Origin of the sequence: Blastococcus saxobsidens, assembly GCF_002938435.1 — a bacterium.
Classification (GTDB): Bacteria; Actinomycetota; Actinomycetes; order Mycobacteriales; family Geodermatophilaceae; genus Blastococcus; species Blastococcus saxobsidens.
Genome location: NZ_POQT01000034.1, coordinates 1 through 26,712, shown reverse-complemented (window position 1 = coordinate 26,712; position 26,712 = coordinate 1). Strand labels below are relative to the sequence as shown.

Sequence of the window (26,712 nt, the reverse complement as noted above, 5' to 3'; positions counted from 1 at the left end):
TGCGCCGTCAGCCGACCGCGGCGGCGTGCCGGCCGGTGCGCTCGGAGGCTCCCGGGCTCTCCTCGGTGGCGAGGTCGGCCTGCCAGAGGTCGGGGCCGAACACCTCGTACTGGATGTCGCGCGCGGGAACGCCCCGGTCGAGCAGGGCGCTGCGCACGGCCTTCATGAACGGCAGCGGACCGCAGAGGTAGAAGACGGCGCCCTCCGGCACGTCGACGGCGTCGAGGTCCATCGCCCCGGCGCGCACCTCGACGGGCAGGCCGCTCCGGGCGCCCCGCTCGAACCAGACGTGCGCGGTGCCACCGGGCAGCGTGCGCAGGTCCTGGAGCACCTGGTCCCGCAGCGCGAAGGAGTCCTCGTCGGCGTCGGCGTGCAGCAGCGTGACCGGCAGGCGCGAGCCCGCGGTGGCCAGGTGGGACAGCATGCCGGCCATCGGGGTGATGCCGATCCCGGCGCTGGCGAAGACGACCGGGCGCCCGGAGTCGTCCAGCACGACGTCACCGAACGGGACCGACAGCGTGAGCCGGTCGCCCACCTGCACCCGGTCGCAGAGGTGGTTGGAGACCTCGCCGTCCGGCTTGCCGTTCCCGTGCACCCGCTTGACGGAGAACTGGCGGTGCTCCCCGTCGTCGGCGCGGGTGAGGCTGTACTGGCGGGGCTGCCGGGCGCCGTCGGGCATGGGCACCTGGACCGTCACGTACTGGCCGGGCAGCGAGCTCTTCACCAGGCGGTCGTCGACCTTGCGCATCCGGAAGGTGACGACGTCGGCGGTCTCCTGGACCTTCTCGGCCACCTCCCACTCGCGCCAGACCGTCTCCGGGCGTACGCCGCGGGCGCTGTAGAGACCACGCTCCTGGTTGATCAGGGCGTAGGCCATCAGCCAGTAGACCTCGTCCCAGGCGGCGGCCACCTCCGGGGTGACGGCGTCGCCGAGCACGTCGACGATCGCCCAGAAGAGGTTGTCGTGGACGACGTCGTACTGGGCCGGGGTGATGCCGAGCGAGGCGTGCTTGTGCGCGATGCGCGACAGCAGGTGCTCGGGGAGCTGCTCGGGCACCTTGAGCAGGGAGGACGCGAAGACGGCCACCGAGCCGGCGAGCGCCATCTGCTGGGTCCGCTCCGCCTGGTTGCCGCGGTTGAACACCCCGTCGAACAGCTCCGGGTGTTCCCCGAAGAGGTGTGCGTAGAACCGGGTGGCGATCTCCTCGATGTTGTCCGCCACCACCGGCAGCGTCGCCTCGATGACGGGACGGGATCGGTCAGAGAGCACGTGTCCTCCTTGCCAGTCGACTTGCCCCCCGCTGGCGCGGTCACGTTCCGCTGATCGACCGCTACCCGAACATCCGAGATCGACCCGTCCGGATCTCGCCGGGCGTGTCGCGGCGTCCCCACCGGACGGCGAAGATGGTCGACGCCCGTTCAGCGCCCGGGCCGCGTCGGGAGGGCCGGATCGCGGCGGAACTGGTTGAATGCTTGACGACCTGTGCGGTCGTCGTCCGTCCGGTCGGCGTCGTTCCCGGACCCTGGGAGGAACCCATGCACCTCGGCGTGGACAGCTTCGTGGCGGCGGTGACCGATCCGGTCTCCGGTCGGCAGATCGGCCCGGAGGAGCGCATGAGCGACCTCCTCGAGGAGATCGCGCTCGCCGACGAAGTGGGGCTGTACTCCTTCGGGATCGGCGAGCACCACCGCAGCGAGTACTACGACTCCGCGCCGCCGGTCATCCTCGCCGCCGCGGCCGCCCGCACCTCCCGCATCCGGCTCGGCAGCGCGGTCACCGTGCTCAGCGCCGCCGACCCGGTGCGGGTCTTCCAGCAGTTCGCGACGCTGGACCTCATCTCCCAGGGGCGCATCGACCTGGTGGTCGGCCGCGGGTCCTTCACCGAGGCGTTCCCGCTGTTCGGGCTCAGCCTCGGCGACTACGACGAGCTGTTCACCGAGAAGCTGGACCTCCTGCTGCGCATCCGGGAGTCCGAGAGCGTGACGTGGTCGGGCAAGCACCGGCCGCCGCTCACCGGGCAGGGCGTCTATCCGAGGCCGCTGCAGGACCCGCTGCCGATCTGGGTGGGCGTCGGCGGGACGCCGGAGTCCTTCGCGCGCGCCGGGCTGCTCGGGCTGCCCCTGATGGTGGCGATCATCGGCGGGGAGCCGCGGCAGTTCGCGCCGCTGATCGACCTGTACCGGCGGGCCGGGGCGCACGCCGGGCACGCGCCGGAGAAGCTCCAGGTGGGGCTGCACGTGTTCGGGTTCGTCGCGGAGAGCACGCAGGCCGCGGCGGACACGATCTACCCGGGCTGGCACGAGATGTTCACCAAGGTCTCGCGGGAGCGTGGCTTCGCCGCGCCGACGCGCACCCAGTTCGACGCGACCAGCGGTCCGGACGGCGCCTTCTTCATGGGCGACCCCGAGACGGTGGCCGAGAAGCTGGTGCGGATCTCCGGTCAGCTCGGCGGTGTGGACCGGGTGGCGCTGCAGATGACGAACCCGCGCCTGGCGCACGCCGACCTGCTGCGCGGCATCGAGCTGCTCGGGACCGAGGTGGCCCCGCGCGTGGCGGTCGCGACGGACTAGGGCGCGCCGGCCAGCAGCGCCTGCACCGCCTCGAGGGTGTCGGCCTCGGCCGGGGTCTTGTCCGGCCGGTAGCGGAGCACGCGGGCGAACCGCAACGCCACGCCGCCGGGGTAGCGCGGGCTGCGCTGGGCGCCGTCCACGGCGATCTCGACGACGAGACCCGGCTCCAGGAGCACGCCCCAGGGCGTCTCCTCCCGCGCGTGCCCGGGGAAGGTGCGGGTCTGCCAGTCGAGCAGCTCGTCGGTCATGCCCTTGAAGGTCTTGCCGACCATGATCGGCTCGCCGCCGTCGGGATCGCGGGCGCCGAGGTGGATGTTCGACAGTTTCCCGGTGCGGCGTCCGTAGCCCCACTCCGCGCCGAGGACCACGAGGTCGAGCGTGTGCACCGGCTTGACCTTCTGCCACGCTTTGCCGCGCCGGCCGGCGGCGTAGGGGGCCGTGAGGTTCTTGACGACGACGCCCTCGTGCCCGCCGTCCAGCGCTGCCTCGAGGACCTGGGCAGCCTGGTCGGCGTCCGGCCGGCGGATGCCGGGCATGCGCAGCGGGGCGTGGTCCTCGTCGGCGAGCAGGCCGGCCAGCGCGTCGAGGCGGACGTCCAGCGGCTCGTCGAGCAGGTCGCGGCCGTCGAGGTGCAGCAGGTCGAAGAAGAACGGGCTCAGCAGCACCCCGGCGTCGGCGTCTTCGTCCGCACCGGTGCTGCCGAAGCGGCTCATCGTGTCCTGGAAGGCCCGCGGCCGGCCGTCGTCGTCCAGGGCGAGCGTCTCGCCGTCGAGGACCGCCGTGCGGCAGGGAAGCGCCCGCACGCGGTCGACCAGCTCCGGCACCCCGCCGGTCACCTCGCGCAGCGTGCGGGTCCAGACGCGCACCTCCTCGCCGTCCCGGTGCACCTGGATGCGGGCGCCGTCGAGCTTGAACTCCACGGTGACGTCGGGGCCGAGGGCGGCGAGTGCGGCGTTGAGCGAGGAGCCGGGGCTGGCCAGCATGGGCCGCACCGGGCGGCCCACCCGCAGGCCGACGGCGGCCAGGGCCTCGGCGCCGCCGGAGAGGGCGGTCGCGGCGGTGGCCGGGAGGCTGCCGGAGAGCATGAAGGCCCGCCGGACCTCAGGGGCGGGGATGCCGGATGCCGTGGCCACCGCCTCCAGCACGACGCCTTCCAGCGCGCCCTGCCGGAGCTCGCCGGTGATGAGCCGGACGAGGAACCGCTGCTCCTCTGTGGAGGCCCGCGCGAGGACGTCGCGCAGGAGCATCTCCCGGCGTCCGGACGACCCTGTTCCAGCACTGCCGGCGAGTTCCTCGAAGGTCGCGTCGACGGCGGCCACGGTCAGCGTCGACTCCGTGGCGGCGCCGCCGGTGAGGGAGGCGAGCGACCGCCAGCCCACTCCGAGCCGCCGTTGCAGGGTCTCGCCCGAGAGCCACGCGGTGATCGCCGGCACCTCGCGGGCGTCCGCCCGGCACAGGGCCTCGGCGATGAGCTGCGCCTTGGCGGTGCGGCCGCGGGCGGCCGTCACCGCAGCGGACGCGGCGACGACCTCGGCGAGCAGCATCCCGCCATCGTGGCAGGCGGTAGCGACGTGCGAGCGCGGTCAGCCTGCTCGTGACCTCGTGGTCCGGTCGGGGATGCGGGGCAGGACCAGGATCTCGGTCCCGTCGGGGCGCCAGGTGCGCCACCGGCCGTCGGTTTGTCGTTCCACCCGGAAGCCGTGGTGGACCTTGCTGTGGTGGCGTTCGCACAACAGGGCGGAGTTCTCGAGGTTGGTCTGGCCGCCGTCGATCCAGTGCACGAGGTGGTGGACGTCGCACCAGTGGGCGGGGGCGTCGCAGCCGGCGCTCTGCACACTCAACTACGCCACAGCCGCGGTCGCGGTAGTCGATGGCGCGGCGCAGCTGGGGCGGGGAGACCCGCTGGCGGCGGCCGTAGTCCAGGACTTCACCGTCGGGGCCGATGACGATGCGGTTGATGCCGCCGTCGCAGGCCAGCCAGCGGGCCCGGGCGGCGGAGATCAGGGTGCCGAAGCTCGTCTGGGCGGCGCTGGGGCCGGTGGCGGGGTCGACCAGGTCTTGCAGGTCCACGCGGACCATGACGTGGGGTTTCTGGGTGCGCAGGATCGGCAGGTTGCCGGAGGCTAGTGCGTTGTCGCAGAGCTGGACGAGGGCGTCGGCGGACTGCTGGGCGCGGGTGCGGGTGTCCCCGGCGGGGCGGGAGGCCTGCAGGATGGATTCCAGCGCGGCCTGGAACTTCTCCCCGCCGACGGCGTCGAGCTCGCCGCGGAAGGACAGCCTGCCGTCGGCGTGCTTGGCCATGGTCAGCGACCGTTGCTCGGTGGGGTCGGGTTCGGGGCCGTCGGGGTCCAGGCGGGTGAGGTAGTGGTTCACGACCTGCCGGAGTTCGGCGTGCGGGCGGGTGGCGGCCACCTCGGCGAGGGTCGCATCGACGCCGGGCAGGTCGACGCCCTGGGCGTGGGCGGCGGCGAGGTTGTCCGGGGCCACGACCGGCGCGATCGCCGACACCGCCTCCGGGCTCACGTCTCCGCGGGCCGCCGCCGAGGCCACGGCCGGCAACTGGGCCAGGGTGCGGCCGTTGCGGACCAGCTGGTTGGCCGCGGCCGCCGACAGCCGGCCGTGCCCGCGCAGCCAGGAAGCCATCGAGGCCTTGCCGTCGTGCTCGGCGGAGCCGGCCAGCTCGCACTGCCGCACCGTGCGCGCCAGCTCGGCGGCCAGCCGGTTCTGCATCGCCAGCAGCGGGGCCAGGCGCTCCAGCAGCGCCGGGCCGAACAGGCCCTCGATCCGCTCGGCGGCGAGCGCGTCGAGCGCTTGGTCCAGCTGCTCCACGACGCCCCCCACCGGTTCGATCAGACGTTCGAATCCTACCGCCACCCGGCCTGCGCCGCAGCACGAAACCCCAGCTCAAACGTCTGTCCACAATTTCGCCGACGGTCTTGACAGCGGCGCAGCAGGCCGCCCCGCACACCGAGGAGTAGCGCCCGGCGCGGCTGGGAACCGGCCGGGCGTTCCGACGCCGCGCGCGCAGGGGAGGGATCCGCGGCGGGTGGCTTCGCTGTCGGTGGCCGGTTCCGACGCCGCGCGCGCAGGGGAGGGAACGTGGACTGGCTCTCGGACCCGGGCTACTGGGCCAGCCGGCTGGTGTTCACCCGCGGGCTGGCCGCGATCTACCTCATCGCGTTCGTCGCGGCGCTGCGGCAGTTCCGGCCGCTGATCGGCACCCACGGCATGCTGCCCGTGCCGCGCCACCTCGCTCGGACGCAGTTCCGCCGCGCCCCGAGCCTGTTCCACCTGCACTGGTCGGACCGGTTCTTCGCCGCCGTCTGCTGGACCGGCATCGCCGGTTCCGCCGCCGCCGTCCTCGGCCTGATCGACCGGCTGCCGCTGTGGGCCTGGATGGCCGAATGGGCCATGCTCTGGGTGCTCTACCTGTCGATCGTGAACGTGGGGCAGACCTGGTACGGCTTCGGCTGGGAGTCGCTGCTGCTGGAGGCCGGCTTCCTCGCGATCTGGCTCGGGCCCGCCGACGTCGCTCCGCCGGTGCTCGTCCTCTGGCTGCTGCGCTGGCTGCTGTTCCGGCTGGAGTTCGGCGCCGGCCTGATCAAGCTGCGCGGCGACCCCTGCTGGCGCGACCTGACGTGCCTGCACTACCACCACGAGACCCAGCCGATGCCGAACCCGGCCAGCCGGTGGTTCCACCGGTTGAGCCCGCGCATTCACCGGTTGGAGGCACTGGCCAACCACGCCACCCAGCTGGTGGTCGTGTGGGGTCTGCTGCTGCCGCAGCCGGTGGCCACGGCTGCGGCGGTGGTCGTGATCGTGACGCAGGGGTACCTGGTGATCAGCGGGAACTTCGCCTGGCTGAACTGGCTCACCCTCGTGCTGGCCACCTCGGTGGTCGACGGCCGCGTCTGGGAGGCGGTCCTGCCGGTGCAGCGACCGCCGGAGCTCGGGGCGCCGGTCTGGCACCAGGTGCTGGTCCTCGTCGTCACCACCGGGTTGCTGGCGCTCAGCTGGCGGCCGGCCCGCAACCTCTTCTCCCGCCGGCAGGTGATGAACGCCAGCTTCGACCCGCTGCACCTGGTCAACACCTACGGCGCCTTCGGGTCGGTGACCCGCACCCGCTACGAGGTCGTCGTCGAGGGCACCGACGACCCGGACCCCGGGCCGGGCAGCGTCTGGCGGGAGTACGAGTTCCGCGGCAAGCCCGGGGACGTGCACCGTCGTCCGCCCCAGGTGGCGCCGTACCACCTGCGCCTCGACTGGATGATGTGGTTCGTCGGGATCGACCCGCGGTACGGCGGGCGCTGGCTGCCGCAGTTCCTCCGGCTGCTGCTGGAGGGCGACCGGGCGACCCTGCGGCTGCTCCGGTCCTCGCCCTTCCCGCCGGGGTCCCCGCCGACGCACGTGCGGGTGCGGCTGTTCCGCTACCGGTTCAGCACGCCGGAGGAGCGCCGGGGGGCCGGTGCCTGGTGGGTGCGCACCCCGGCGGGCGTGCTGGTCGACCCCGTGTCGCTGGACCAGCTGGGCGCCGGGTAGGTGGAACAGCTCACTCCCGCGGCGCGTCGTGCCACCCCCGCCCGCTCGGTACGCCGCGATCCGCGCGAGGATGGGCGCGTGGTGAGACGGAGAACGGTCGGTCCTGATGATGCGCGCTCGTGGCTGCTGGTCAACGGTGCGCGAGGTGAGCTCTTCGACGTCGCGCACGATTCGCGCGCCGATCAGGTCGTGCTGGACATCGAGGACGCCGTCGACCCCGCCAACAAGGCCGGGGCCCGCGAGGGTGTCATCCGGTGGCTGGCCGAGGCTGGGCACACCGCGTGGGTGCGCATCAACGACCACGCCAGCCCGTTCTGGGCCGACGACGTCGCCCAGCTCGCCGGCTCGCCGGGTCTGCAGGGCGTCATGCTCGCCAAGACCGAGGCCGCCGAGCACGTCACCGAGACCTTCGACCGGCTCGGGGGCTCCACCCCGGTGCTGGCGCTGGTCGAGTCGGCCCTCGGCATCGAGGAGTCGGTGAACATCGCCCGGGCCCGCGGCGCCTTCCGGCTCGCCTTCGGCAGCGGGGACTACCGGCGCGACACCGGCACGAGCGCCGACGACCTCGCCATGGCCTACCCGCGCTCCCGCCTGGTCGTGGCCAGCCGCATCGGTGGCCTGCCCGGCCCGATCGACGGACCGACGGTCAGCAGCAGCCACCCGGTGCTCCGCGAGCAGACGGCGGTCACCGTCTCCCTCGGCCTCACCGGCAAGCTGTGCCTGGACATGGACCAGCTGCCCGTGATCAACGAGGTGATCAGCCCGACGCCGTCCGACGTCGCATGGGCGCGGGACTTCCTCGCGGACTTCGACGCGCGCGGGCAGGTCATCCGCGACGGCAGCGATCTGCCGCGGCTGGGCCGGGCCCGCAAGATCGAGCGGCTCGCCACCGTGTTCGGCGTCGAGCCCACCTGACCGCAGGTCAGCCGGCTTCGCTGACCACCCGGTCGCGCCCCTGGCGTTTGGCGGTGTAGAGGCGGGCGTCGGCCCGCGCGAGCATGTCCGAGGCCGCGGGCGAGTCGAGCCCGTCGGTGCTCGCCGCTCCGATGCTCACCGTCACGGGCAGGTCACCGGTCAGCTCGTCCCACGGCTGGGCGGCCACCGTGCGGCGCACCTCCTCGAGGTGTCGGACGGCGGCCCCAGGGGCCAGCCCGGCGACCACCAGCAGGAACTCCTCGCCACCCAGGCGGGCGACGAACGACCCGGCGTACGCGCTGTCGGCGTTCGCCGGGTCGGTCTCCACGAGCAGCTGGGCCACCGCGCGCAGCACGCGGTCCCCGATCTCGTGGGAGCAGGTGTCGTTGATCCGCTTGAAGTGGTCGAGGTCGAGCAGCGCGACGGTGACCGACCCGGCCGCCGCCGCTGGCTCGCCCAGGACGCGGGGCAGCTCGTCGTCGACGAACCGCCGGTTGTAGAGGCCGGTGAGCGGGTCGCGCAGCGACAGCTCGCGGTAGCGGCGGGTCTGCCGCCGGGCTTCGGCCGTCTCGTACATGGCCTGCAGCGCCCGAGCGCGGGCGTCCCGGTCGGCCGACTGGAGCTCCATGAACTCGTCGGTGAAGAGCTTGTGCTCCTCGAACGCGTGCCGGTAGCGGCCGGCGGCGGCGTGCAGCTCGGCCTGCTCGCGACGGGCACGGACGCGGATCGAGGTCAGGCCGTGCCGCTCGCAGCGGCGCACGCACTCGTCGAGGTTCTCCTGGGCGCCCGCGAGGTTCCCGCGCCGGCGCCGCAGCTCGGCGAGGGTGAGCAGGAAGTCCGCCCCGGCGTCGCCGTCCAGGGAGGCGTCGAGCACCTCCGGGTGCAGCCCGGGCAGCATCGCCGCCTCGGCGTCCTCCAGACGGCCGAGCTCCATGAGCGCGCGGCCGATCGTGTCCAGGCGGCCCGCGCGCAGCGGGACGCCGTGCCGAGCGGACACCTCCTGCAGGCGGGCGCTCCACACCAGGGCCTCGTCGTAGTGCCCGCTGATCGTCTCGCAGTAGGTGCGGTTGTTGAGGACCAGGACCTGGCGCTCGACGTCGCCGATCTCCTCGGCGAGGGCCAGCACGTGGTCGTAGCGCTCGCGCGCCACCAGGTCGCCGTTGAGGCCGAGGCAGTCGGCGAGCCGGGCGTGGTGGTCGATGCGCAGCTGGTGCGGGGCGTCGTCGGCCAGCATGTCCGCGGCGCGCACGGCGTGCTCCAGCGCCTGCGACAGGTCACCGAGCTCCTGGAAGGCGCCGGCCAGGAGGTGGTGCGCGCGTGCCTGCAGGTGCCCTGCCCCGTGCTCGACGGCCCAGCGAAGGGTCTCCTGGGCGCGCCGGCCGGCCTCGGCGACGTTCCCGCGCCGCCGCAGCCGGTCCGCCAGCACCAGGCCGGCCCGCTTCTCCAGCTCCGCGAGCCCGAGCTCGCGGGCGCGGCCCAGGGCACGCTCGGCGAGCACCTCGACGTCGTCGCGCTCGAACCGGGAGACGATCTCCAGGTCGTCCACGACCGCCCCGAGGTCCCGGGTCGCGGACGCGGGCACGACGGAGTCGCACTCCTCGCCCGGACGCTCCGCAACGCTGGTCACTCCGGGTCCATCGGGACCGCACCACGATTGCTTGAGCGTTCGTCCCGGGTGACCTCTGCCGCACCGATCGGAGGGGTCATCCCGGCCCTGACCAGGGCATCCGTGGCTACCGCGGCCCGGGCGCCGCGCGGCCGCCCCGCCGCCCGGGGCAGCCGTGGCGGCCGGCGGCCCTACACCGTCGGGACCGGCCAGCGGTGGCGCGACGCTCATCACGCCGACAAAACTCCGTCATCCGATTGTCACGGGTGCATAACGACGGCTACCGTTGCGCCGTCCGCCCGGTCGTTACGTCCCCACCAGGGGAGTCCGGTCGGACGCCGCCGAGTCGCCCTCCAGGGCGAGCCGGGGACCCATCGCAGTACTGGGGTGAATCCAGTCCCGGGCGTGAGCCCGGGGCCGGTAGGGCTGCTTCCCGCCCGAATCCGTCAGCTAACTCGGTAGGCGGCAACGGAAGAACGGAGAGCCGCCGGATGGCGTGCCCCTGCACGGACGTAGGACCCCGCTCCACCCATCGCCTGCCCCGGGTGTGCTCCCGGATCTGACCCCGCGCGGCCGCACCTGACGCCGCGCCACCGCGGGCCCACCGCCCCGAGCGCCTCCGCTCGACCGGCTCCCTGCCGCTTCCCTGGTGGACCGCCCCGGCGCGGCCGCGGCCGCCGCTGCCCGCACACCCGCGCCCGTGTGCCCCTAGCGGGGCACCGCCGCGCCCACACACATGGAGCACCGAACACCCATGAACCGCCGCACCACCGCCGGTCGCGCTGCCCGCTCGCGCTTCCGCACCCCCACGCCCGCCCGCCGTCCCGGCGTCTACCTCGGGATGGCCGCCGCCGGCGCAGTCCTCGTGAACGTGCTGATCGGCATCGAGCCGGCGGCCCAGGCCGAGGCCGACGTGCCCGAGTCGGTGAGCGTCGCCCAGGAGCTCGGCCTCACCGCGCAGTCCGGCCCCATCGACGTCACCGAGGACCTGCAGCCGCTGGAGGACCTGGCCGCCAGCCGCAGCGACCGCCAGGCCGCCGAGGCCGAGGCCCAGCAGGTGCAGGCCGCCGCCGACCAGGCCGAGCTCGACCGCCGCAAGGCGGAGGAGGAGGCCAAGGCGAAGGCCGAGGAGGAGGCGCGAGCCAAGGCCGCTGCCGAGGCGGCCGCCGCCGCCGAGGCCGCCGCCGCCGAGGCCGCCGCCGCCGAGGCCGCCGCCGAGGCGGCCGCCGTCGAGGCCGCGACCGCCACGGCGACCCAGTCCGCGCAGCGCGCGCCGGTGGCCGCCGCGTCCACCGCGGCCAGCGCCATCGCGAAGATCACGAACAGCGCCGGTGCCGTGCGGCCGCAGACCCAGCGCGCTGCCAACGCCGTCGTCAGCAATGTGCCAGGCGCCGACAGCATCACCATCGGTGGCACCCGGGCCAGTGCCGCTGATCCCGGTGGCCATCCCTCCGGCCTGGCGCTGGACTACATGGTGATGTCCGATGTCGCACTCGGGAACGCGATCGTGGAGTACCACCGGGCGCACTGGGACGAGCTGGGCGTGGACTACCTCATCTACAGGCAGCGGATGCTGTCGTCGGCCAACGGCTCGTGGAAGGCGATGGAGAACCGCGGCAGCGCCACCGCCAACCACATGGACCACCCGCACGTGAACTACCGCTGACGCCGGTGGCCCCGGCGACCGGTCAGAGCAGCCGGTCGAGGTCGTCGGGGCCCGGGCCGGTCCCACCCTTGTCGGTCATCGGCGAGGTTTCCGGCAGGTCGTCGTCGGGTGGCTCGGGGGCGACCGGCCCCTCGGCGTAGAGGGTGTCCGGGTCGCTGGGGTCCATCTCGGTGGGCACCCGGTGGCCCTACCCGCCCGGCGCCACGGGAAAGATCAGGTCCCGTCGCCGCCGCGCGCGGCCGCGACGACCTCGGCCAGCGTCTCGCCGTCCCGGGCCACCCGGGCGCGGCCGTCGTCGGAGAGCACCATCGGCCGCTGGATCAGCTACGGGTGCTCCACGCGGGCCCGGGGCCGAGCAGCCGTTCCACGGCGGGGGAGCGGCGCACCCGGACCGTCCGCCCGGCCCGCTCGGCGGCGGAGAGGTGGTCGAGTACCAGGTCCACCGCGGGCAGCGACAGCCCGGTGACCGACCCCGCGTCGATGCCGTCGACCGGCATGGGCTCCCGGCCGTAGCGGGCCACGAACGAGTCGACGGACGCCGCGTCGACCTCGCCGGCCAGGCAGAGGACCCGGCCACCGGCGGTGTTGAGCAACCGGACGACGCCGCGTTCCGGACCCGGGGGTCTCGGCGGCGGACTCATGCCCGCAGTCTGCCCCGGGATCTGTCGCGGGGCAGCGGACGCACGTGCCGGGCGCTGTCACAGGCGTCGGGAAGACTGCGGGGGTGAAGCGGATCGTCCTCGTGCGCCGCGGCGGGGACGTCGTCGAGGCGGTCGAGCCGTCGTCGCACGGCCCGGGCGGCGCGGCGACCCGCCTGTCGGCGGCCACCCTGCCGGAGTTCGTCCGCGCGCAGGAGCCGGCGCCGGTGCGCTGGATCTGGGACGACACCACCCGCTGGTACCCGGGGCTGCTCGACGCCGGGGTCCGGGTGGCCCGCTGCACCGACCTGCGGCTCACCCATGCGCTGCTGCGGCGCTCGCCCTTCGCCGACCGCTCCCTGCTGACGGCCGACGAGTCGCCGGGCTGGGACGCGCTCCAGCCGGTCACCGCGACCGACGCCGCGCTCTTCCCGCTGGACGATCCTGCGGACCGGCTCGACCCGCTCGCCGAGCACGCCCGCCAGCAGGCCGTGCTCGGCGCCTCCCCGGAGCGGCGCCGGCTGGAGCTGCTGCTGGCCGCGGAGTCCTCCGGCGCCCTGGTCGCCGCGGAGATGACGCACGCCGGGCTGCCGTGGCGCACCGACGTGCACGAGCAGCTGCTCACCGAGCTGCTGGGACCGCGGCCCGTCGCCGGGCACCGGCCCGCGGTCCTCGAGTGGCTGGCCGGCGAGATCCGCCGCGCGCTGGACGCACCGGCGCTGAACCCGGACTCGCCGGGCGACGTGCTGCGGGCGTTGCAGGGCGCCGGGCTCCCGGTGGAGGACACCCGCTCCTGGACCCTGGACGGGATCGACCATCCCGTCGTGCCGCCGCTGCTGGAGTACAAGAAGCGCTCCCGGCTGCTGCAGGCCAACGGCTGGGCGTGGCTGGACGCCTGGGTGCGCGACGGCCGGTTCCGCTCCTGGTTCCTCCCCGGCGGCGTGGTCACCGGCCGCTGGTCGTCCACCGGTGGCGGCGCGCTCTCGGTCCCGGTCCAGGTGCGACCGGCCGCGGTCGCCGACGAGGGCTGGCGGTTCGTCGTCGCCGACGTCGCCCAGCTGGAGCCGCGGGTGCTGGCCGCGATGAGCGGCGATCTCGCGATGGCCGAGGCGGCGCGGTCGGCCGACCTCTACCAGGGCATGGTGACCGCCGGGGCGGTCGGGACACGAGCGGAGGCGAAGCTCGGCATGCTCGGCGCGATGTACGGAGGCACCCGCGGGGAGAGCGGCCGGATGCTGCCGCGGCTGGCCCGCCGGTACCCGCACGCCATCGGCCTGGTCGAGGAGGCGGCGCGGGCGGGGGAGCGGGGCGAGGTGGTGCGCACGCTGCTCGGCCGCGGATCGCCGGTGCCCGCCGGGCCGGCGCGCGAGGCCGACCTGGGCGAACCGCCCGAACCGGGTGCCTCCCGCCAGGAGCAGGACCGGCACCGGCGCGCCTGGGGGCGGTTCACCCGCAACTTCGTCGTCCAGGGCACCGCCGCGGAGTGGGCGCTGTGCTGGCTGGCCGACCTGCGCAACCGCCTGTGGCGGCTCGGCGCGGGGGAGCCGGGGGAGCGGCCGCACCTGGTCTTCTTCCTGCACGACGAGGTCGTGGTGCACACCCCGGAGGACCTGGCGCAGGCGGTGGCCGAGGAGGTGCGGCAGGCCGCGGCGGAGGCCGGCCGGCTGCTGTTCGGCTCCTTCCCGGTCGACTTCCCGCTCGACGTCGCCGTCGTCCGGTCGTGGGCCGACGCAGGCTGAGGCCGCGGGCGGGTCGCGGCAGGCGGTGAGGAAGGATCACGCGGTGCTCGCAGGCGTCCCGCAGATCCCCGTCGGCGTCGTCGCCACGGCGTCGCCGGCATGATCGACCTCTTCCCGGCCGGCTTCCTGCCCGAGGGGCTGACCACCTCGACCCTCGTCCTGGTGCTGCTGGCGGCGCTGACCGCCGGCTTCGTCGACGCGGTGGTCGGTGGCGGGGGGCTCATCCAACTGCCGGCGCTGCTGCTCGTGCCCGGCATGAGCCCGGTCCAGGCGCTGGCGACGAACAAGCTGGGATCGGTGTTCGGGACGAGCACCAGCGCGATCACGTACTACCGGAGGGTCCGCCCGGACCTGCGCACGGCGCTGCCCATGGCCGGCATCGCCCTGGTCAGCAGCTTCCTCGGCGCATCGGTCGCCGCGCTGCTGCCGGCGAGCGTGTTCCGGCCGGTGATCGTGGTCGCGCTGGTGGGCATCGGCGCATTCACCCTGTTCCGGCCGGCGCTGGGCGAGGTCACGGCGCTCCGGCACGTCGGCCGCCGGCACCACGGCATCGCCGCCGGCCTGGGCGCGGGCATCGGGTTCTACGACGGGATCCTGGGCCCGGGGACGGGGTCGTTCCTCGTCTTCGCGATGGTCTCGCTGCTCGGCTACGACTTCCTGGCCGCCAGCGCCAAGGCCAAGATCGTCAACTGCGCCACCAACATCGGGGCGCTGCTCTTCTTCGTGCCGCACGGCTCGGTGTTCTGGGGGCTCGGTCTCCTCCTGGGAGCCGCGAACATGCTCGGTGGCTACCTCGGGGCCCGGACGGCGACCAGCCGCGGCACCCGGTTCATCCGGATCGCGTTCCTGGTGGTCGTCACCGCGCTCATCGTCCGGCTGGGCGCCGACGTGTGGTCGGAGAACGTGGCACCGCTGCTGCGCTGACGGCGGCGGCGACCGCCGGGCGTACGTACGCTCGAACGGTGAGCGTCGCCCCCGGTCCCACCGTCGCCCTCGGCGACCGTTTCGCCCGCGACCTGCCCGAGCTGGCGGTCGCCTGGCGGGCGGAGGAGGCGCCCGACCCACGGCTGCTGGTGCTCAACGACGCCCTGGCCACGGAGCTCGGCCTGGACCCGGCGGCGCTGCGCGGCCCCGGGGGGCTGCGGTTCCTGACCGGCACCGCCGTCCCGGAGGGGGCCGCGCCGGTGGCCCAGGTCTACGCCGGGCACCAGTTCGGCGGGTACAGCCCGCGGCTGGGTGACGGGCGGGCGCTGCTGCTCGGCGAGCTCGCCGACGACCGGGGCCGGCTGCGCGACCTGCACCTCAAGGGCGCCGGCCGCACTCCGCTGGCCCGCGGGGGCGACGGCCTGGCCGCCGTGGGGCCCATGCTGCGCGAGTACGTCGTCAGCGAGGCGATGCACGCCCTGGGGATCCCCACGACCCGGTCGCTCGCCGTGGTGGCCACCGGCCGCCCGGTCCGCCGCGAGACCATGCTCCCGGGCGCGGTGCTGGCCCGGGTGGCGGCCAGCCACCTGCGCGTCGGCAGCTTCCAGTACGTCGCGGCCACCGGGGACGTCGACCTGCTGCGCCGGCTCGCCGACCACGCGATCGCCCGCCACCACCCAGCGGCGGCGGACGCCGAGCAGCCGTACCTGGCCCTGTACGAGGCGGTGCTGGAGGCGCAGGCGTCGCTGGTCGCACGCTGGATGCTGGTCGGCTTCGTGCACGGCGTCATGAACACCGACAACGTGACCATCTCCGGCGAGACGATCGACTACGGGCCGTGCGCGTTCCTCGACGTCTTCGACCCGGCGACGGTCTACAGCTCGATCGACACCGGTGGCCGCTACGCCTACGGCAACCAGCCGGTGGTGACCGAGTGGAACCTCGCCCGGCTGGCCGAGGCGCTCCTCCCGCTGCTGGCCGAGGACCAGGAGACGGCGGTGGGGATCGCGACCGAGGCCCTGGGCACCTTCCGCCGCCGGTACAGCGCAGTCTGGATGGCGGGCATGCGCGCGAAGCTCGGCCTGCCCGAGGGCCTGGCCGACGAGGTCGCCGAGCCGTTGGCCACCGACCTGCTGGCCCTCATGCGCGACAACCGGCTGGACCACACGACGTTCTTCCGCCGGCTCGGCGAGGCGGCGCGGGGCGACGCGGAGCCGGCCCGGCTGCTCGTGCTCGACCTCGCGGCCTTCGACGGCTGGCTGGAGCGCTGGCGCGCGCTGGCGCCCGACGCGGACCTGATGGACCGGACCAACCCGGTGTACGTCCCGCGCAACCACCTGGTGGAGCAGGCGCTGACCGCCGCGACCGACGGCGACACCGGGCCGCTGCACCGGCTGCTCGAGGTGGTGGCCCGGCCCTTCGACGAGCGCCCCGGCCTGGAGCGCTACGCGCAGCCGGCCCCCGACGCGTTCGGGCCCTACGTGACCTTCTGCGGCACCTGACCGGAGCGCGACCGGCCCTCGCCCCGTGAGGCGGGGGCCGGTCGGGCAGGGAGCGTCAGACGGCGGCGATGCCCTTGGCCACCTCGCCGGGGCGCTGCTGCTCGCCGGCGTAGGAGCTGATCGCCACCAGCGTGCCGGTGAGAGCGGGGATGACCCACTGGAGGGTGTCCAGCTGCTGCTGGGCGGCTGCGACCTCGGCCTGCGCGACCTTGGTGCGCTTGCTGGGCCTCGTGCCCGACTTGGACGGCACGGCACCGGCGGCCGACACCCGCTGCCCGAGCACGCGGCTGTAGGCGGTGGCGCCGAGGGCGGCGGCGGTGACCAGCGTCTTGAGGGTCGACATGCCGGCGACGCCCTGCTGCTGCGCGACCCGCTGCTTGTTCGCGCGGACCTGGCCGATGCTGCCGATCAGGTGGGCGCCGATGGCGGCGGCGTTCACCGGGGTCCACCGGTCCCAGCCGGCGTTGGCGACGCGGCCGGTGGCGGAGTCGGTCCCGGCCTCGCCCGCGGCGGCGTTCAGCGCGACGGCGTTGGCCAGCGTGCCGCCGAACCAGGCGGAGAGACCGAGGTCGTGGAGCGAGCGGGACAGGGTGTTGCGGGCCATGGAGAACTCCTCGGCGGGTGTGGGTGGGGTCCACCCTCCCTACCCGCGCCGTCCGGCCTCACGCCGGTGGTGCGCGATCGAAGGCCGGTCAGGCGCTGATCGAGCCGACGCGCTGCTGGCGGAGCCGGCGGCGCTCCCGCTCCGAGAGCCCGCCCCAGATGCCGAACCGCTCGTCGTTGGCCAGCGCGAACTCCAGGCACTGGGCGCGGACCGGGCAGCCGGTGCACACCCGCTTGGCATCGCGGGTGGAGCCGCCCTTCTCGGGGAAGAACGCCTCGGGGTCGGTCTCGGCGCAGAGCGCGTCCATCCGCCATGCCTCCTCGCCGGCCGGCTCCGCGGTCGACGCGGGGGTCTCGGGCCAGACCTCGGCGGACTCCCACTCCGGCGTGGCCTCCCACTGCGGGGTGGGGGCCCATCCGGCGCTGTCCCAGGCGGGGAGGGAGGCCTCGACGGCTGCCCGCGGCTCGGGGATGCGGGCTTCCGTGGCGAAGCCGGTCGCGCCGTCGTGGACGAGGTGGAGGGTGGGGCGGGAGAAGGAAGGCATGGGAAGCTCCTCGGTGGCGGGTGGGCGCTCTGGGTGACGGACCGGTACGGCCCGGCTGCTGAGAGTCACGTTACGGACCCGTGATGCGGTCCCGCACTGGCAGAAACCGGACGAAAGCGTCTCGGTCAGTTGGTGACTTGTGTGCCGGCTTCCCGGCGCGGCGGCGTGGCGCCCGGCATCCGATGCCCTCCACCGCGGGAGGCGCCGGTCGCTCAGCGACCCAGGTGCTCCCGGAGGACGCCGGTGAGCATCCGGTGGTCCTCGAGCTGGGGGAGCCCGGACACCGCCAGCACACCCACGGGGCCGACGTCGCGCACCAGGAGTGGGAACGCGCCGCCGTGCGCGGCGTAGCGGGCGGGATCCAGGCCGAACTGCTCCTCGAACGTGGTGCCGCGCTCGATGCTGGCCTGGCGCACGTACAGCGAGCTGTGCCCGAACCGGTGCACCACGCGGCTCTTGCGCTCGATCCACGACGCGTTGTCCGGGGTGGCCCCGGGCATCGCTGCGGAGAAGAGCCGGTGCCCGTTGCGCGCGATCTCCACGGCGACCGGCGCACCGGCCGCACGGGCAGCGGCCACGAGCGCCGAACCGACCGTCCACGCGTCGTCGTTGGTGAACGAGGTGAACTGCAGCTCGTCCTCCTCGGCGGTGAGCTCGGCGAGGGACGGGAAGGCGTCGGGCATGCCCCTTTCCTACCGTGCCGGCCGCGGCGGGGCCGCCTCTCTACCGTCCTGACGGTGGAGGCATTCACGCAGCTGGCCGGTCGGCACGGGCTCGAGGACCGGGCGGGGACGTCGCCGGACGGGCTGCCCGAGCGCTACCTGTACTCCCCGGACATGGCCCACCGGTACGCGTTCGGCCGCTGGTGGGCCGATCCGGACCTGTCGACCACGGACATCTGGGTGCTGCTCAACCCGGCGACGGGGGACACCGAGAAGCGGCGCCGCCCGACGTTGGACAGGTGCATCGCGCGGAGCCGGAACGCCGGCCGCAGCGGCCTGCTGGTCGTGAATCTGTTCGCCTACCGGCACACCGACCCGAGAACCCTCCGGCGTGCGGCCGAACCGGTCGGCCCGGCGAACGACGATTCACTCCGGACGTTCACCGCGGCGGCGCCCCGGACCATCGTGGCCTGGGGCAACGGGGGCTCGCTGCACGGCCGCTCGCGAGAGGTCGCCCCGCTGCTGGACTCGCCGCTGTGCCTGGGCACCACCGGGCGGGGGGAGCCGCTGCACCCGCTCTACGTGCCCGGCGACGCGGTCCTCGTGCCCTGGGCCCCCCGCTGACCGGTCACCGTCCGACGGCGGTCTCCTCGGCCTCGATCCGGGCGTTCCACTCCTGCTTGGTCGACTGCCACCTGTCCTCGGTGTCCCCGCGCCGCCAGTAGCCGGAGATCGACGTCCACGCCGGGTCCAGTCCCCGCTCGGCCCGGAGGTGCCGGCGCAGCTCCCGCACGGCGTAGGCCTCGCCGTGCACGAACACGTGCCCGTTCCCCTCCGGCAGCGGCACCGCGCGTACGGCGTCGACCAGCGGCGCGCCCGGCTCGGCGTCGCCGCGGTGCAGCCACCGCAGGTCGACCCGGGGGCCGACGACGAGGTCGGTCTGCTCCTCCTCGGGCCCGGCCACCTCGACGAACACCAGCGCACGCGCGCCCTCGGGCAGCCGGTCCAGCGTCGCGGCGACCGCCGGCAGCGCGGCCTCGTCACCGGCGATCAGGTGCCAGTCGGCGTCCGGCCGGGGGGCGTAGGCGCCGCCGGGCCCCATGAACTGGATCCGGTCGCCCGGGCGGGCCGCTGCCGCCCACGGTCCGGCCACGCCCTGGACGCCGTGGTGCACGAAGTCGATGGTCAGCTCGCCGGCCGCGGCGTCCCAGGCCCGCACCGTGTACGTGCGGGTGACCGGCCAGTGCTCCTGCGGGTGGTCGGCGCGCACCTGCTCGACGTCGTAGGGCACCCCGTAGGTGGCACCGGCCGGCGGGAACAGCAGCTTGACGTAGCGGTCGGTGAACTCGCCGTCGGGGAACCCCGCGAGACCCGGCCCACCGAGGACGACGCGGACCATGTGCGGGGTCACCCACGAGGTGCGCACGACCTCGCCGATCCGCGGCGTCCGCTTGCGCGACGCGCCCCCGCCGTTCCGTCGTGCCTCGCTCATGCCCGCTCCGCTCCCGATCACGCGGATGCCCCCACCGTTCCGGCGCCGGGCCCGCCACGGACGACGGTACAGAGGTAAGCCTTACCTTTGGGCAGGGAGGTGTCGCCGAGGACGCCAGGTCAGCTGGCCGGCGGCCCGCCGGCCACGCCGTCCACGATGGCCTGCGCGATGTCGCGCAGCTTCCGGTTCGACCGCTGGGACGCGGCGGCCAGCACGTTGAAGGCCTCGGTGGCGTCGCACCGGCGCTGGCTCATCAGGATCCCCTTGGCCTGCTCGATGACCGCGCGGGAGCGCATGGCCATGTCAAGGTTGTCGGCCAGTTCGCGGGTCGTCTCGTACAGCTGCATGTTCTGCACGGCGACTGCGACGTAGGAGGCGAACGCCCGGGCGGTGTCGCGCGCGTCGTCGTCGAAGGCATCCGCCTCGACCGCGTACAGGTTGAGCGCGCCGTGGATCGTCTCCCGCACCGGCGCGGGTACTGACAGGGAGCTCAGCGCCCCACGCTCGACGCACAACCGGGTGTAGTCCCCCCAGCGGGTCTCCTCGCGGGTGTCGGTGATCTCCCGGATCTCCTGCCCGACGGCCGCCTCCAGGCACGGGCCGTAGCCCCTCCCGTACTGCGACTCGTCGAGGTCGAGCGCCAGGCGGCCGGTGAAGGCAGCAGTGCTGGGCTTGTCGTTGGCGACCAGGCTGACCGACGCCTCGGCGACCCCGGGGATCGCCTCCTTGGCCAGCTCGGCGATGCGCTGCAGCACGTCGTCCATGGAGGACTCGGCGAACGACATCCGCCCCAGCTCGGCGAACGCGGTGCGGACGTCGACGGACGGGGACTTCTCTTCGGTGTGCACGGCGGGTCCCGCCTGTCAGGTCCGGCTGGCCGCGAGAGCCTCGAACCCGGAGTGGGCTCCCCACGGGGATGCCCTGACCCTCGGGCCGCTGCATGACCCGGGGGAGCCGTCGCAACGGCGCGCGGCCGCGGACGCCCTCCCCGGTCGACGGGCGGCGCCCCGCCGGTGGCGTCTCAGCCCCGGCGGGTCCGCCCGCGAGGGCCGCCCTGGCGTCCGCCGAACGCACGCCCGGCGGCGCGCCCCGCGACGCGCCGGCCACCGGCGGCCGGGCGGGACGGTCGCTCGCCACCGCGTCGGCCGGGAGGGGCGCTGCACGGGCGGCACGTGGTGAACCAGGGGGCGATCGCGTTGCCGCACTCCACGCACTTGCCGGAGCGTCCCAGGGCGATGGCGTCCGGGAGCAGCTCGGTGATCGTCTCGGCGCACTCCTCCTCGACCCAGGCGGCGTCCTCGCTGCTCAGACCGGCGACGCCGGGGAACTGCCGGAGCAGCGCCTGGGCGTCCCGGGCGGCCGCGGCGGCCTGCTCGAACTCCTCGACGCCGCCCCCGCGCGGAACATCGGGGAGGACCGTCTCCGGCTGCACCGGCAGCCCCGCGGCGTGCTGCAGCGCGGCCTTGGCCAGCACCAGCCACCGGGTGCGCCGCGGCGGGTTGTAGTCGATCGGGAGGTTCACCAGCCGCCACACGGTGTCCAGGTCGCCGACGGCGCCGAGCGGGCCGCGCAGCAGCGGCAGCAGGGCATGCACCCGCAGCACCAGGCTCGTGACGTCGTCGGCGGTCATGGCCTCGTCGCGGGTGGCCGCCCGCGCCCACGCCATCCAGCGGGTGAGCGCCTCGGGCAGGTCGACGGCCTCGAAGGCGCCGAGGTCCTCGAGCTCCGGCCGCAGCCGGGGCGCGCGCTTGGGCAGGTCGCTCATCTGGTCGCCCCGGGCCACCGCTGCTCCGACGGCGAGCAGTCGCTGGTCGGGGCGGAGCCCGGTGACCCCGAGCAGCACGCCCACCGCGCCGTGGCCGGTCAGCCCGTAGCGGCCGGCCCGCCCGGCGATCTGGGCGGTCTCCCAGCTGCGCAGCGGCCGCATCTCGGTGCCGTCGAACTTCGTCGTCTCGGCGAACAGGACGGTGGTGGCCGGGACGTTGATGCCGTGCCCGATCACGTCGGTGGTGACCAGCACCTCCAGCTCACCGCTGGTGAACCGCTCGATCACCTCGCGGCGGGTGGCCGGGGGGAGCGCGCCGTAGAGGACGCCGACCTTGCCCGGCCGGTGCTGGTCGAGCTCGGCGGCGGCGGCGTACACGGCCTTGCGGGAGAAGGCGACGACGAGCGTCTGCGGGCGGACGGTCTCCGGGCGCACCGGCGCCTTGAGGACGTCGAGCCGCGAGAGCCGCTTGTGGTTGACGACGGTGATGCGCTCGGCGTCGGCCACCAGGGGCTTGAGCAGGAGGTAGGCCTCCGCCGCGGAGATCAGGTGCATCTGCCGGTACTCGCCGGTGAGCAGCAGCCGCGCCCAGTGGTGGCCACGGTCGGGGTCGGCGACCCAGTGCGACTCGTCGAGCACGAGCATCTCGCCGCGCATGGGCGCCTTCTCGACGGTGCAGCAGATGATCGCCGCGTTCGGGTCGATCTCCTCCTCGCCGGTGGACAGGCCCACCGTCCCCTCGGGGAGCTGGGCTGCGAGCTTGGCGTAGGCCTCGTGGGCCAGCTGGCGCAGCGGTGCGGCGTAGACGCCGGAGCCGGTGGCGGCCAGGGCCTGGAGCGACTCGAAGGTCTTGCCGGAGTTGGTGGGGCCGAGGTGGAAGACGACCTCGGCCGGCCGGGTGGTCCGGCCCGGCAGCTCCGGCGCCGCGCCCTCCACCCAGCTCTGCTGGGCCCGCCGCTCCTCGCGCTCGGCCGCGCGGTCGGTGGACCGGGCCGACGACTGACGGACTGCGGAGCGTTCCCGGCGGCGGGACGTGGCGGGCTGGGGCTGGGTGTCGGGCAAGCAGTGTTCCTTCGGGTGTGACGACAGGCAGGGTCGACGCCAGTGGTGGCGGACCGTCGCACAGCACAACACGGACGGTGGTCGGTTCATGCCCCGGGGCCCCCGACCCGCCGGTCAGCCGTTCTCGGAGCCCGGGATCAGAGCTCGGCGCGGAGCACCGCCGCCGCCTCGGCGAGGGAGCGCATCTTGCCGGCGGCCGCGGCCCGCGGCAGGTACTTGAGCCCGCAGTCGCTGGACAGCACCAGCTTGTCGACGTCGACGTGGTCCAGCGCGCGGCGGACCCGGTCGGCGACCGTCTCGGGGGTCTCGACGTCGGGGGTGGAGAGGTCCAGGACGCCGAGCGCGACCCCCTTGCCGCGCAGCGGCCGCAGCGTCTGCGGGTCCAGCCGCGACTGCGCCGTCTCCACCGAGACGGTGTGGGCGGGGGTGTCGGCCAGCTCGGCGAGGAAGGAGTAGCCCTCCGGGCGGTCGGCGACCATCGCGGCGTAGCCGAAGCAGAGGTGCACGTGCACCGGGCCGGGTGCATCGGCGATCGCCCGGGTCAGCGCCTCGGCGCCGTACCGGCGGGCGATCTCCGGCCGGGCCTGCAGCCACGGCTCGTCCACCTGGACGATGTCGGCGCCGGCGGCGAACAGGTCGGCGATCTCCTGGGCGACGACGTCGGCGTACGCCAGTGCCAGCGCGCGGTCGTCGCCGTAGTGGTCGTCCTGCGACTGCTGCGCCATCGTGAACGGCCCCGGCACGGTGATCTTGACCGCGCGGTCGGTGTGCGCCCTCAGGAAGCGGACGTCCTCGACCTGGACCGGCGCGGGCCGGCGGAGCTCCCCGACCACCCGCGGCACGGGGATGTCGATGCCCGAGCGGTTCCGGACGGTGCCGGGGTGCTCCAGGTCCAGGCCCTCGAGGGCGGTGGCGAAGTGGTTGGAGTAGGACTCCCGGCGGACCTCCCCGTCGGTCACGACGTCGAGGCCGGCCTCCTCCTGCGACCGGATCGCGGCCAGCGTGGCGTCGTCCTGCGCCTCCTGCAGGTACGGCGCGGGAACCCGCCAGAGCTCCTGGGCCCGCACCCGCGGTGGGAACTGGTGGCCCAGCCGGTCGCGGTCGATGAGCCAGTCCGGCTGCGGGAGGCTCCCGACGACCATCGTGGGCAGCGGGGGCAGCGACGCCGGCATCCGGACCTCCTTGGCCGGCGCGCAGCGCCGGACCGTGCTCGTGAGCGTGACCGGGTCATCCTCGCCTGCCGGGATCCGGTCGTGCCGCCGGGGCTTCCTGCGGCCGGTGGGCTCAGCTGCTCTCGGGCACCCGCAGCTCGGCGATGGAGAGGTCGAACTCGGCGGTGTCCACGACCTCGATGCCGAGCGAGGGGCCGAATTCCTCGCGGAACTGCCGCGCCCCCTCGGCGGAGTCGTCCAGATCGGCCCGGGTGTCGTAGGTGACGGTCGCGACGCTGAGGCCCTCGGCGCGCTGCGCCAGCACGCTGACGCTGCAGAACCCCGGCAGGTCGTCCAGCTTCGGCATGAGCGAGAGCCGGACGGCGTCCACCGCCTTGTCCACGGCGTCGGGGTCGCTGCGCAGCCAGGTCACCCGGGAACAGGTGCCGTGGTGGGAGTCGTGCACCCGGTGCATGGCGGCGATCTCCCACTCGTCGACCTGGGCGGTGCCGCCGAGCACCGCGAGCGTGCGCTCCTGCGACGTCCGGACGGCGTCCTGGCTGGCGCGCATGGTGGCCTCGTCCACCCACGACGTGGTGACGATGCACCGGCCGGTGGTCCGGTCGGCCAGCATCGACAGCCCCACGCAGCCCTCCAGCCGGCGCAGCGCGGGCATGTCCTCGTCCCGGACGAAGGCGATGCCCTGCTCCACCGACTGCGGGTTGCCGTGGATCGTCGTCGAACGGGCGTACATGTGCAGCCACCTCTCGTCGGGGCGCTCGGTCGCGGTCGTGCCCGGTCGGCAGCGCCGTGCGGCACAGAGTGCTCGCCCACCGGGGCGGGGGGCAAGACCGCCGGGACGACCCCTGGCCGGGGACGAACTGCCTGCGTGCGCCGCCCGTGGCAGGCTCGCCGGCGTGGCGAGGGTGGGGCTGGTGCTGGGTGGCGGCGGCGTCGTCGGGCAGGCCTACCACTCCGGGGTGCTGGCCGTGCTGCAGCACGACTTCGGCTTCGACGCCCGGGACGCCGACGTCGTGGTCGGCACCTCCGCCGGGTCCATCACCGGCTCGCTCCTGCGGCTGGGGGTCTCGGCGGAGGACCTGGCCGCCTGGACCGTGAAGGCGCCGCTGTCCGGCGACGGCGACGTGCTCCGGCAGATGACGGAGGCGCGGGTGCCCGAGCTCGCGCCGTTCCGCCCGTGGACGCTGCTGCGGCGGCCGCTGCGTCTTCCCGGACCGCACATGGTGGCGCGGGCGCTGACCCGGCCGATGCAGTTCCGGCCGATGGCCGCCGGCATGGCGCTGATCGCCCCGGGCCGGCACGACGTCGTCGAGCAGCTCGCGGCCCTGAGGGAGCTGGAGCAGCCGGGATGGCCGGAACGGGACCTGTGGATCTGCGCCGTCCGCCGCCGGGACGGCCGCCGGGTGGTGTTCGGCCGGCCGGGCGCGCCGGAGGCGCCGCTGCACCTCGCGATCGGGGCCTCGTGCGCCGTCCCGGGCTACTTCACCCCGGTGCGGATCGGGCGGCACGGCTACGTCGACGGCGGGGTGCACTCACCGACGAACGCCGCGGTCCTGCGCGGGCCGGGCATCGACGTGGTGGTCGTCATCGCCCCGATGAGCGGGCCCACGGGCTGGCGGCCCGGCATCTTCACGGCCGCCCGCCGGCACTCCGAGCGACTGCTGCAGCGCGAGGTGCGGGCCTTGCGGGCCGAAGGCATCCGGACCGTGGTCTTCACTCCGGGCGCCGAGGAGCAGCTCGTGATGGGCAACGACATGATGTCGCGCAGCCGCCTGGACGATGTGGTCGCCCAGGCGTTCCTGGCGGCGGGGGCGCACGCGGCGACGCCTGAGGTCGCCGAGCTGCTGCAGGAGGCCTCCGGCGGCGCCGGCTGAGCGGTGCCCCGGGGGCTCATTCCTCGCCGGGGTAGGGCGGTGCGCTGTCGGCGACGATCGCGCCGCGCTCGCCCAGCGGCCGGTCGGGGCCCACGGTGGAGTCTCGGGTGGTCTCCCGCTCCGTCTCGGCATTGACGGCCGCACCCAGGATCACCAGCAGGACCGTCGTCCACAGCCAGAACATGCTGATGGCGACGCCGGCGAGGGGCCCGTAGGTGGACTCGTAGCTGCCCAGCGTCTCCACGTAGGTGAACAGCCCGATCGTGGTGACCAGCCAGAGCACCGTCGCGACGGCCGAGCCGCCGGTGATCCAGCGCCAGCGGGCGTTCTTGCGGTCGGGGGCGAACCGGTAGAGGGCGGCGAGCACACCGGTCATGAGCAGCGCGATCGCGCCCCACGTCAGCACCGGCGCGACCGCGCGCAGCAGCGCCGGTGCGCCCTGCAGCCAGCGGGAGGCCGCTCCTGCGCCGGCGATGACGGCGCCGAGCAGCAGGGCGCCGCCGAGGACCATCACCAGCGCGATGCCCATCCGGCGCAGGAAGCCGCGGGTCTCCGTCTCGTGGTAGGCCAGGGTCAGCCCGTCGATCAGGTAGCTCGCGGCGGTGGCCGCCGTCGACAGCGCCACGACCAGACCGGTCAGGCCGCGGAACGTGAGCACCTGCGTGGACGCGGTGGTGATGGTGGTGAGCTGGTCGGCGACCAGCGGCTCCAGCTCGGTCGGGAGCACCCGCACGACGCCCGACATCTGCTGGAGCGCCTGCTCCGGCGTGTTGACGGCGCCGTAGACGGAGATCGCGGTCACCAGCACCGGCGCGATGGACAGGACCGCGAAGAAGGCCACCCCCGCGCTCTGCACCATCAGCCGGTCGCTGAACACGTGCGCCACGACCCGGCGCAGCACGTGCCGCCAGCGTCGCGCCGGGATGCCGGCCGGCGAGGTCGCGTCGTAGGACCGGGGCCCGGGCTCCGGACGGGCTCCCGGCCCCTCCCGCCGGCCGTCCCCGCGCGACGCCATGGCTCATGACACCCGTGCGGCGCGCCCCGCGCAACACCGTGCCGCGCCCTCCGGCCGGCCGACGTCAGTGCGTGCGCGGCGTCCCCGCCCAGGAGCGCAGCCGCTCGCGCCACCGGGTCGCACGGAGCGCGGCGTGGGCCGCCCGGGCCTGCGCCAGGTCGCGGACGTCGGACTGCAGGGCCGACCGCCGGCGCTCGAGGCCCTCGACCTCGGACTCCAGGGAGGACCGCCGGGCGCGCAGGACCTCGACCTCGGCGCGGACGGCGGCCGAGCGGGCCGCCGCGTCGTCCTCCCGGCGCTGCCGGAGGGCGGTGGCCTCCTCGTCGGCCCGGCGGCGCTGCTCCGCGGCGACGCCGAGCATCCCGAGCACCTCCTGGCGGGCCTGCAGCCGGGCGGCGAGCGCCTCGTCGGCGGCCCGGCGC

General features: G+C 74.7%; 25 protein-coding genes, 1 pseudogene and 1 riboswitch. Of the genes and pseudogenes, 9 read left to right on the top strand and 17 right to left on the bottom strand.

Annotation, left to right across the window (positions count from 1 at the left end):
- Positions 1-7 precede the first annotated feature (7 nt).
- Entirely contained in the window at positions 8-1,270 is a 1,263-nt protein-coding gene (locus C5507_RS17545) for a globin domain-containing protein (RefSeq protein ID WP_104529799.1), read from the bottom strand.
- A gap of 266 nt (positions 1,271-1,536) precedes the next feature.
- Here C5507_RS17545 and C5507_RS17540 point away from each other — a divergent pair, with 266 nt between their 5' ends.
- Positions 1,537-2,571: an LLM class flavin-dependent oxidoreductase gene (locus C5507_RS17540; protein WP_104529798.1), complete on the top strand. Its 1,035-nt coding sequence runs from the start codon at positions 1,537-1,539 to the stop codon at positions 2,569-2,571.
- On the opposite strand, the gene C5507_RS17535 is transcribed toward C5507_RS17540, so the two are convergent.
- From C5507_RS17535 to C5507_RS17530, 3 genes and pseudogenes are all read right to left on the bottom strand, one after another.
- The gene (locus C5507_RS17535) at positions 2,568-4,115 is read right to left on the bottom strand and encodes an ATP-dependent DNA ligase (protein WP_104529797.1); all 1,548 of its coding nucleotides are present in this window, start codon (positions 4,113-4,115) and stop codon (positions 2,568-2,570) included. The two genes, C5507_RS17540 and C5507_RS17535, sit on opposite strands and share 4 nt — an antisense overlap.
- Before the next feature lie 39 nt (positions 4,116-4,154).
- Positions 4,155-4,406, bottom strand: coding sequence for an HNH endonuclease signature motif containing protein (locus tag C5507_RS23430; RefSeq protein WP_341272914.1), 252 nt, complete (start codon positions 4,404-4,406; stop codon positions 4,155-4,157).
- 82 nt (positions 4,407-4,488) lie between these two features.
- Positions 4,489-5,301: pseudogene (locus tag C5507_RS17530) on the bottom strand (DUF222 domain-containing protein); the annotation flags it as partial.
- Between the two features lie 369 nt (positions 5,302-5,670).
- On the opposite strand from C5507_RS17530, the gene C5507_RS17525 reads away from it, so the two are divergent.
- Positions 5,671-7,110 carry a lipase maturation factor family protein gene (locus C5507_RS17525; protein ID WP_104529796.1) on the top strand — a complete coding sequence of 480 codons (1,440 nt, stop codon included), beginning with the start codon at positions 5,671-5,673 and terminating at the stop codon, positions 7,108-7,110.
- A gap of 78 nt (positions 7,111-7,188) precedes the next feature.
- The gene (locus C5507_RS17520) at positions 7,189-8,025 is read left to right on the top strand and encodes an HpcH/HpaI aldolase/citrate lyase family protein (RefSeq protein ID WP_104529795.1); all 837 of its coding nucleotides are present in this window, start codon (positions 7,189-7,191) and stop codon (positions 8,023-8,025) included.
- 7 nt (positions 8,026-8,032) lie between these two features.
- Here C5507_RS17520 and C5507_RS17515 read toward each other — a convergent pair whose 3' ends face one another.
- Positions 8,033-9,652, bottom strand: coding sequence for a tetratricopeptide repeat-containing diguanylate cyclase (locus C5507_RS17515; protein ID WP_249027833.1), 1,620 nt, complete (start codon positions 9,650-9,652; stop codon positions 8,033-8,035).
- A gap of 308 nt (positions 9,653-9,960) precedes the next feature.
- A riboswitch (cyclic di-AMP (ydaO/yuaA leader) is annotated at positions 9,961-10,111 on the top strand.
- 274 nt (positions 10,112-10,385) lie between these two features.
- On the opposite strand from C5507_RS17515, the gene C5507_RS17510 reads away from it, so the two are divergent.
- A complete protein-coding gene (locus C5507_RS17510; protein WP_104529793.1) occupies positions 10,386-11,297 on the top strand; it encodes a VldE C-terminal domain-containing protein in 912 nt (303 codons plus the stop codon).
- Positions 11,298-11,319: 22 nt separating this feature from the next.
- Here the strand turns inward: C5507_RS17510 and C5507_RS22725 are convergent, their stop codons facing one another.
- On the bottom strand, positions 11,320-11,475 hold the full coding sequence (locus C5507_RS22725) for a hypothetical protein (RefSeq protein ID WP_165400439.1): 156 nt from the start codon (positions 11,473-11,475) through the stop codon (positions 11,320-11,322).
- Positions 11,476-11,617: 142 nt separating this feature from the next.
- Positions 11,618-11,938: a hypothetical protein gene (locus tag C5507_RS17505; protein ID WP_104529792.1), complete on the bottom strand. Its 321-nt coding sequence runs from the start codon at positions 11,936-11,938 to the stop codon at positions 11,618-11,620.
- An 83-nt stretch (positions 11,939-12,021) separates the two neighbouring features.
- On the opposite strand from C5507_RS17505, the gene C5507_RS17500 reads away from it, so the two are divergent.
- The 3 genes from C5507_RS17500 (at position 12,022) to C5507_RS17490 (ending at position 16,100) form a co-directional block, all read left to right on the top strand.
- Positions 12,022-13,674 (top strand): bifunctional 3'-5' exonuclease/DNA polymerase, encoded by a 1,653-nt coding sequence (locus C5507_RS17500; protein ID WP_104529791.1) that lies wholly within the window; start codon positions 12,022-12,024, stop codon positions 13,672-13,674.
- 99 nt (positions 13,675-13,773) lie between these two features.
- A complete protein-coding gene (locus C5507_RS17495) occupies positions 13,774-14,598 on the top strand; it encodes a TSUP family transporter (protein WP_104529790.1) in 825 nt (274 codons plus the stop codon).
- 38 nt (positions 14,599-14,636) lie between these two features.
- Positions 14,637-16,100, top strand: a complete 1,464-nt coding sequence (locus tag C5507_RS17490) for a protein adenylyltransferase SelO (RefSeq protein WP_104529789.1) — start codon at positions 14,637-14,639, stop codon at positions 16,098-16,100.
- A gap of 55 nt (positions 16,101-16,155) precedes the next feature.
- Here the strand turns inward: C5507_RS17490 and C5507_RS17485 are convergent, their stop codons facing one another.
- From C5507_RS17485 to C5507_RS17475, 3 genes are all read right to left on the bottom strand, one after another.
- Positions 16,156-16,704 carry a hypothetical protein gene (locus C5507_RS17485; RefSeq protein WP_104529788.1) on the bottom strand — a complete coding sequence of 183 codons (549 nt, stop codon included), beginning with the start codon at positions 16,702-16,704 and terminating at the stop codon, positions 16,156-16,158.
- 88 nt (positions 16,705-16,792) lie between these two features.
- Positions 16,793-17,248: a WhiB family transcriptional regulator gene (locus tag C5507_RS23555; RefSeq protein WP_165400438.1), complete on the bottom strand. Its 456-nt coding sequence runs from the start codon at positions 17,246-17,248 to the stop codon at positions 16,793-16,795.
- A 212-nt stretch (positions 17,249-17,460) separates the two neighbouring features.
- Positions 17,461-17,931: a heme-degrading domain-containing protein gene (locus tag C5507_RS17475; protein ID WP_104529787.1), complete on the bottom strand. Its 471-nt coding sequence runs from the start codon at positions 17,929-17,931 to the stop codon at positions 17,461-17,463.
- A gap of 54 nt (positions 17,932-17,985) precedes the next feature.
- Here C5507_RS17475 and C5507_RS17470 point away from each other — a divergent pair, with 54 nt between their 5' ends.
- Complete coding sequence (locus C5507_RS17470; protein WP_104529786.1) at positions 17,986-18,534, top strand: DUF1643 domain-containing protein; 549 nt, start codon at positions 17,986-17,988, stop codon at positions 18,532-18,534.
- A 4-nt stretch (positions 18,535-18,538) separates the two neighbouring features.
- Here the strand turns inward: C5507_RS17470 and C5507_RS17465 are convergent, their stop codons facing one another.
- The 5 genes from C5507_RS17465 to C5507_RS17445 form a co-directional block, all read right to left on the bottom strand.
- On the bottom strand, positions 18,539-19,402 hold the full coding sequence (locus C5507_RS17465; protein ID WP_104529785.1) for a siderophore-interacting protein: 864 nt from the start codon (positions 19,400-19,402) through the stop codon (positions 18,539-18,541).
- 119 nt (positions 19,403-19,521) lie between these two features.
- Positions 19,522-20,250 (bottom strand): GAF and ANTAR domain-containing protein, encoded by a 729-nt coding sequence (locus tag C5507_RS17460; protein ID WP_242611032.1) that lies wholly within the window; start codon positions 20,248-20,250, stop codon positions 19,522-19,524.
- Positions 20,251-20,423: 173 nt separating this feature from the next.
- Positions 20,424-22,229: a helicase-related protein gene (locus C5507_RS17455; RefSeq protein WP_104529784.1), complete on the bottom strand. Its 1,806-nt coding sequence runs from the start codon at positions 22,227-22,229 to the stop codon at positions 20,424-20,426.
- Positions 22,230-22,366: 137 nt separating this feature from the next.
- Positions 22,367-23,401: a uroporphyrinogen decarboxylase family protein gene (locus C5507_RS17450; protein ID WP_104529783.1), complete on the bottom strand. Its 1,035-nt coding sequence runs from the start codon at positions 23,399-23,401 to the stop codon at positions 22,367-22,369.
- A gap of 112 nt (positions 23,402-23,513) precedes the next feature.
- The gene (locus C5507_RS17445; RefSeq protein WP_104529782.1) at positions 23,514-24,134 is read right to left on the bottom strand and encodes a hypothetical protein; all 621 of its coding nucleotides are present in this window, start codon (positions 24,132-24,134) and stop codon (positions 23,514-23,516) included.
- A gap of 163 nt (positions 24,135-24,297) precedes the next feature.
- Between C5507_RS17445 and C5507_RS17440 the strand changes: the two genes are divergently transcribed.
- Positions 24,298-25,275: a patatin-like phospholipase family protein gene (locus tag C5507_RS17440; protein WP_104529781.1), complete on the top strand. Its 978-nt coding sequence runs from the start codon at positions 24,298-24,300 to the stop codon at positions 25,273-25,275.
- 16 nt (positions 25,276-25,291) lie between these two features.
- Here C5507_RS17440 and C5507_RS17435 read toward each other — a convergent pair whose 3' ends face one another.
- Together C5507_RS17435 and C5507_RS17430 are read right to left on the bottom strand one after the other, a co-directional pair.
- Entirely contained in the window at positions 25,292-26,290 is a 999-nt protein-coding gene (locus tag C5507_RS17435; protein WP_104529780.1) for a YihY/virulence factor BrkB family protein, read from the bottom strand.
- A gap of 64 nt (positions 26,291-26,354) precedes the next feature.
- A partial coding sequence (locus C5507_RS17430; RefSeq protein ID WP_211295532.1) for a hypothetical protein occupies positions 26,355-26,712 on the bottom strand: 358 nt, incomplete at its 5' end.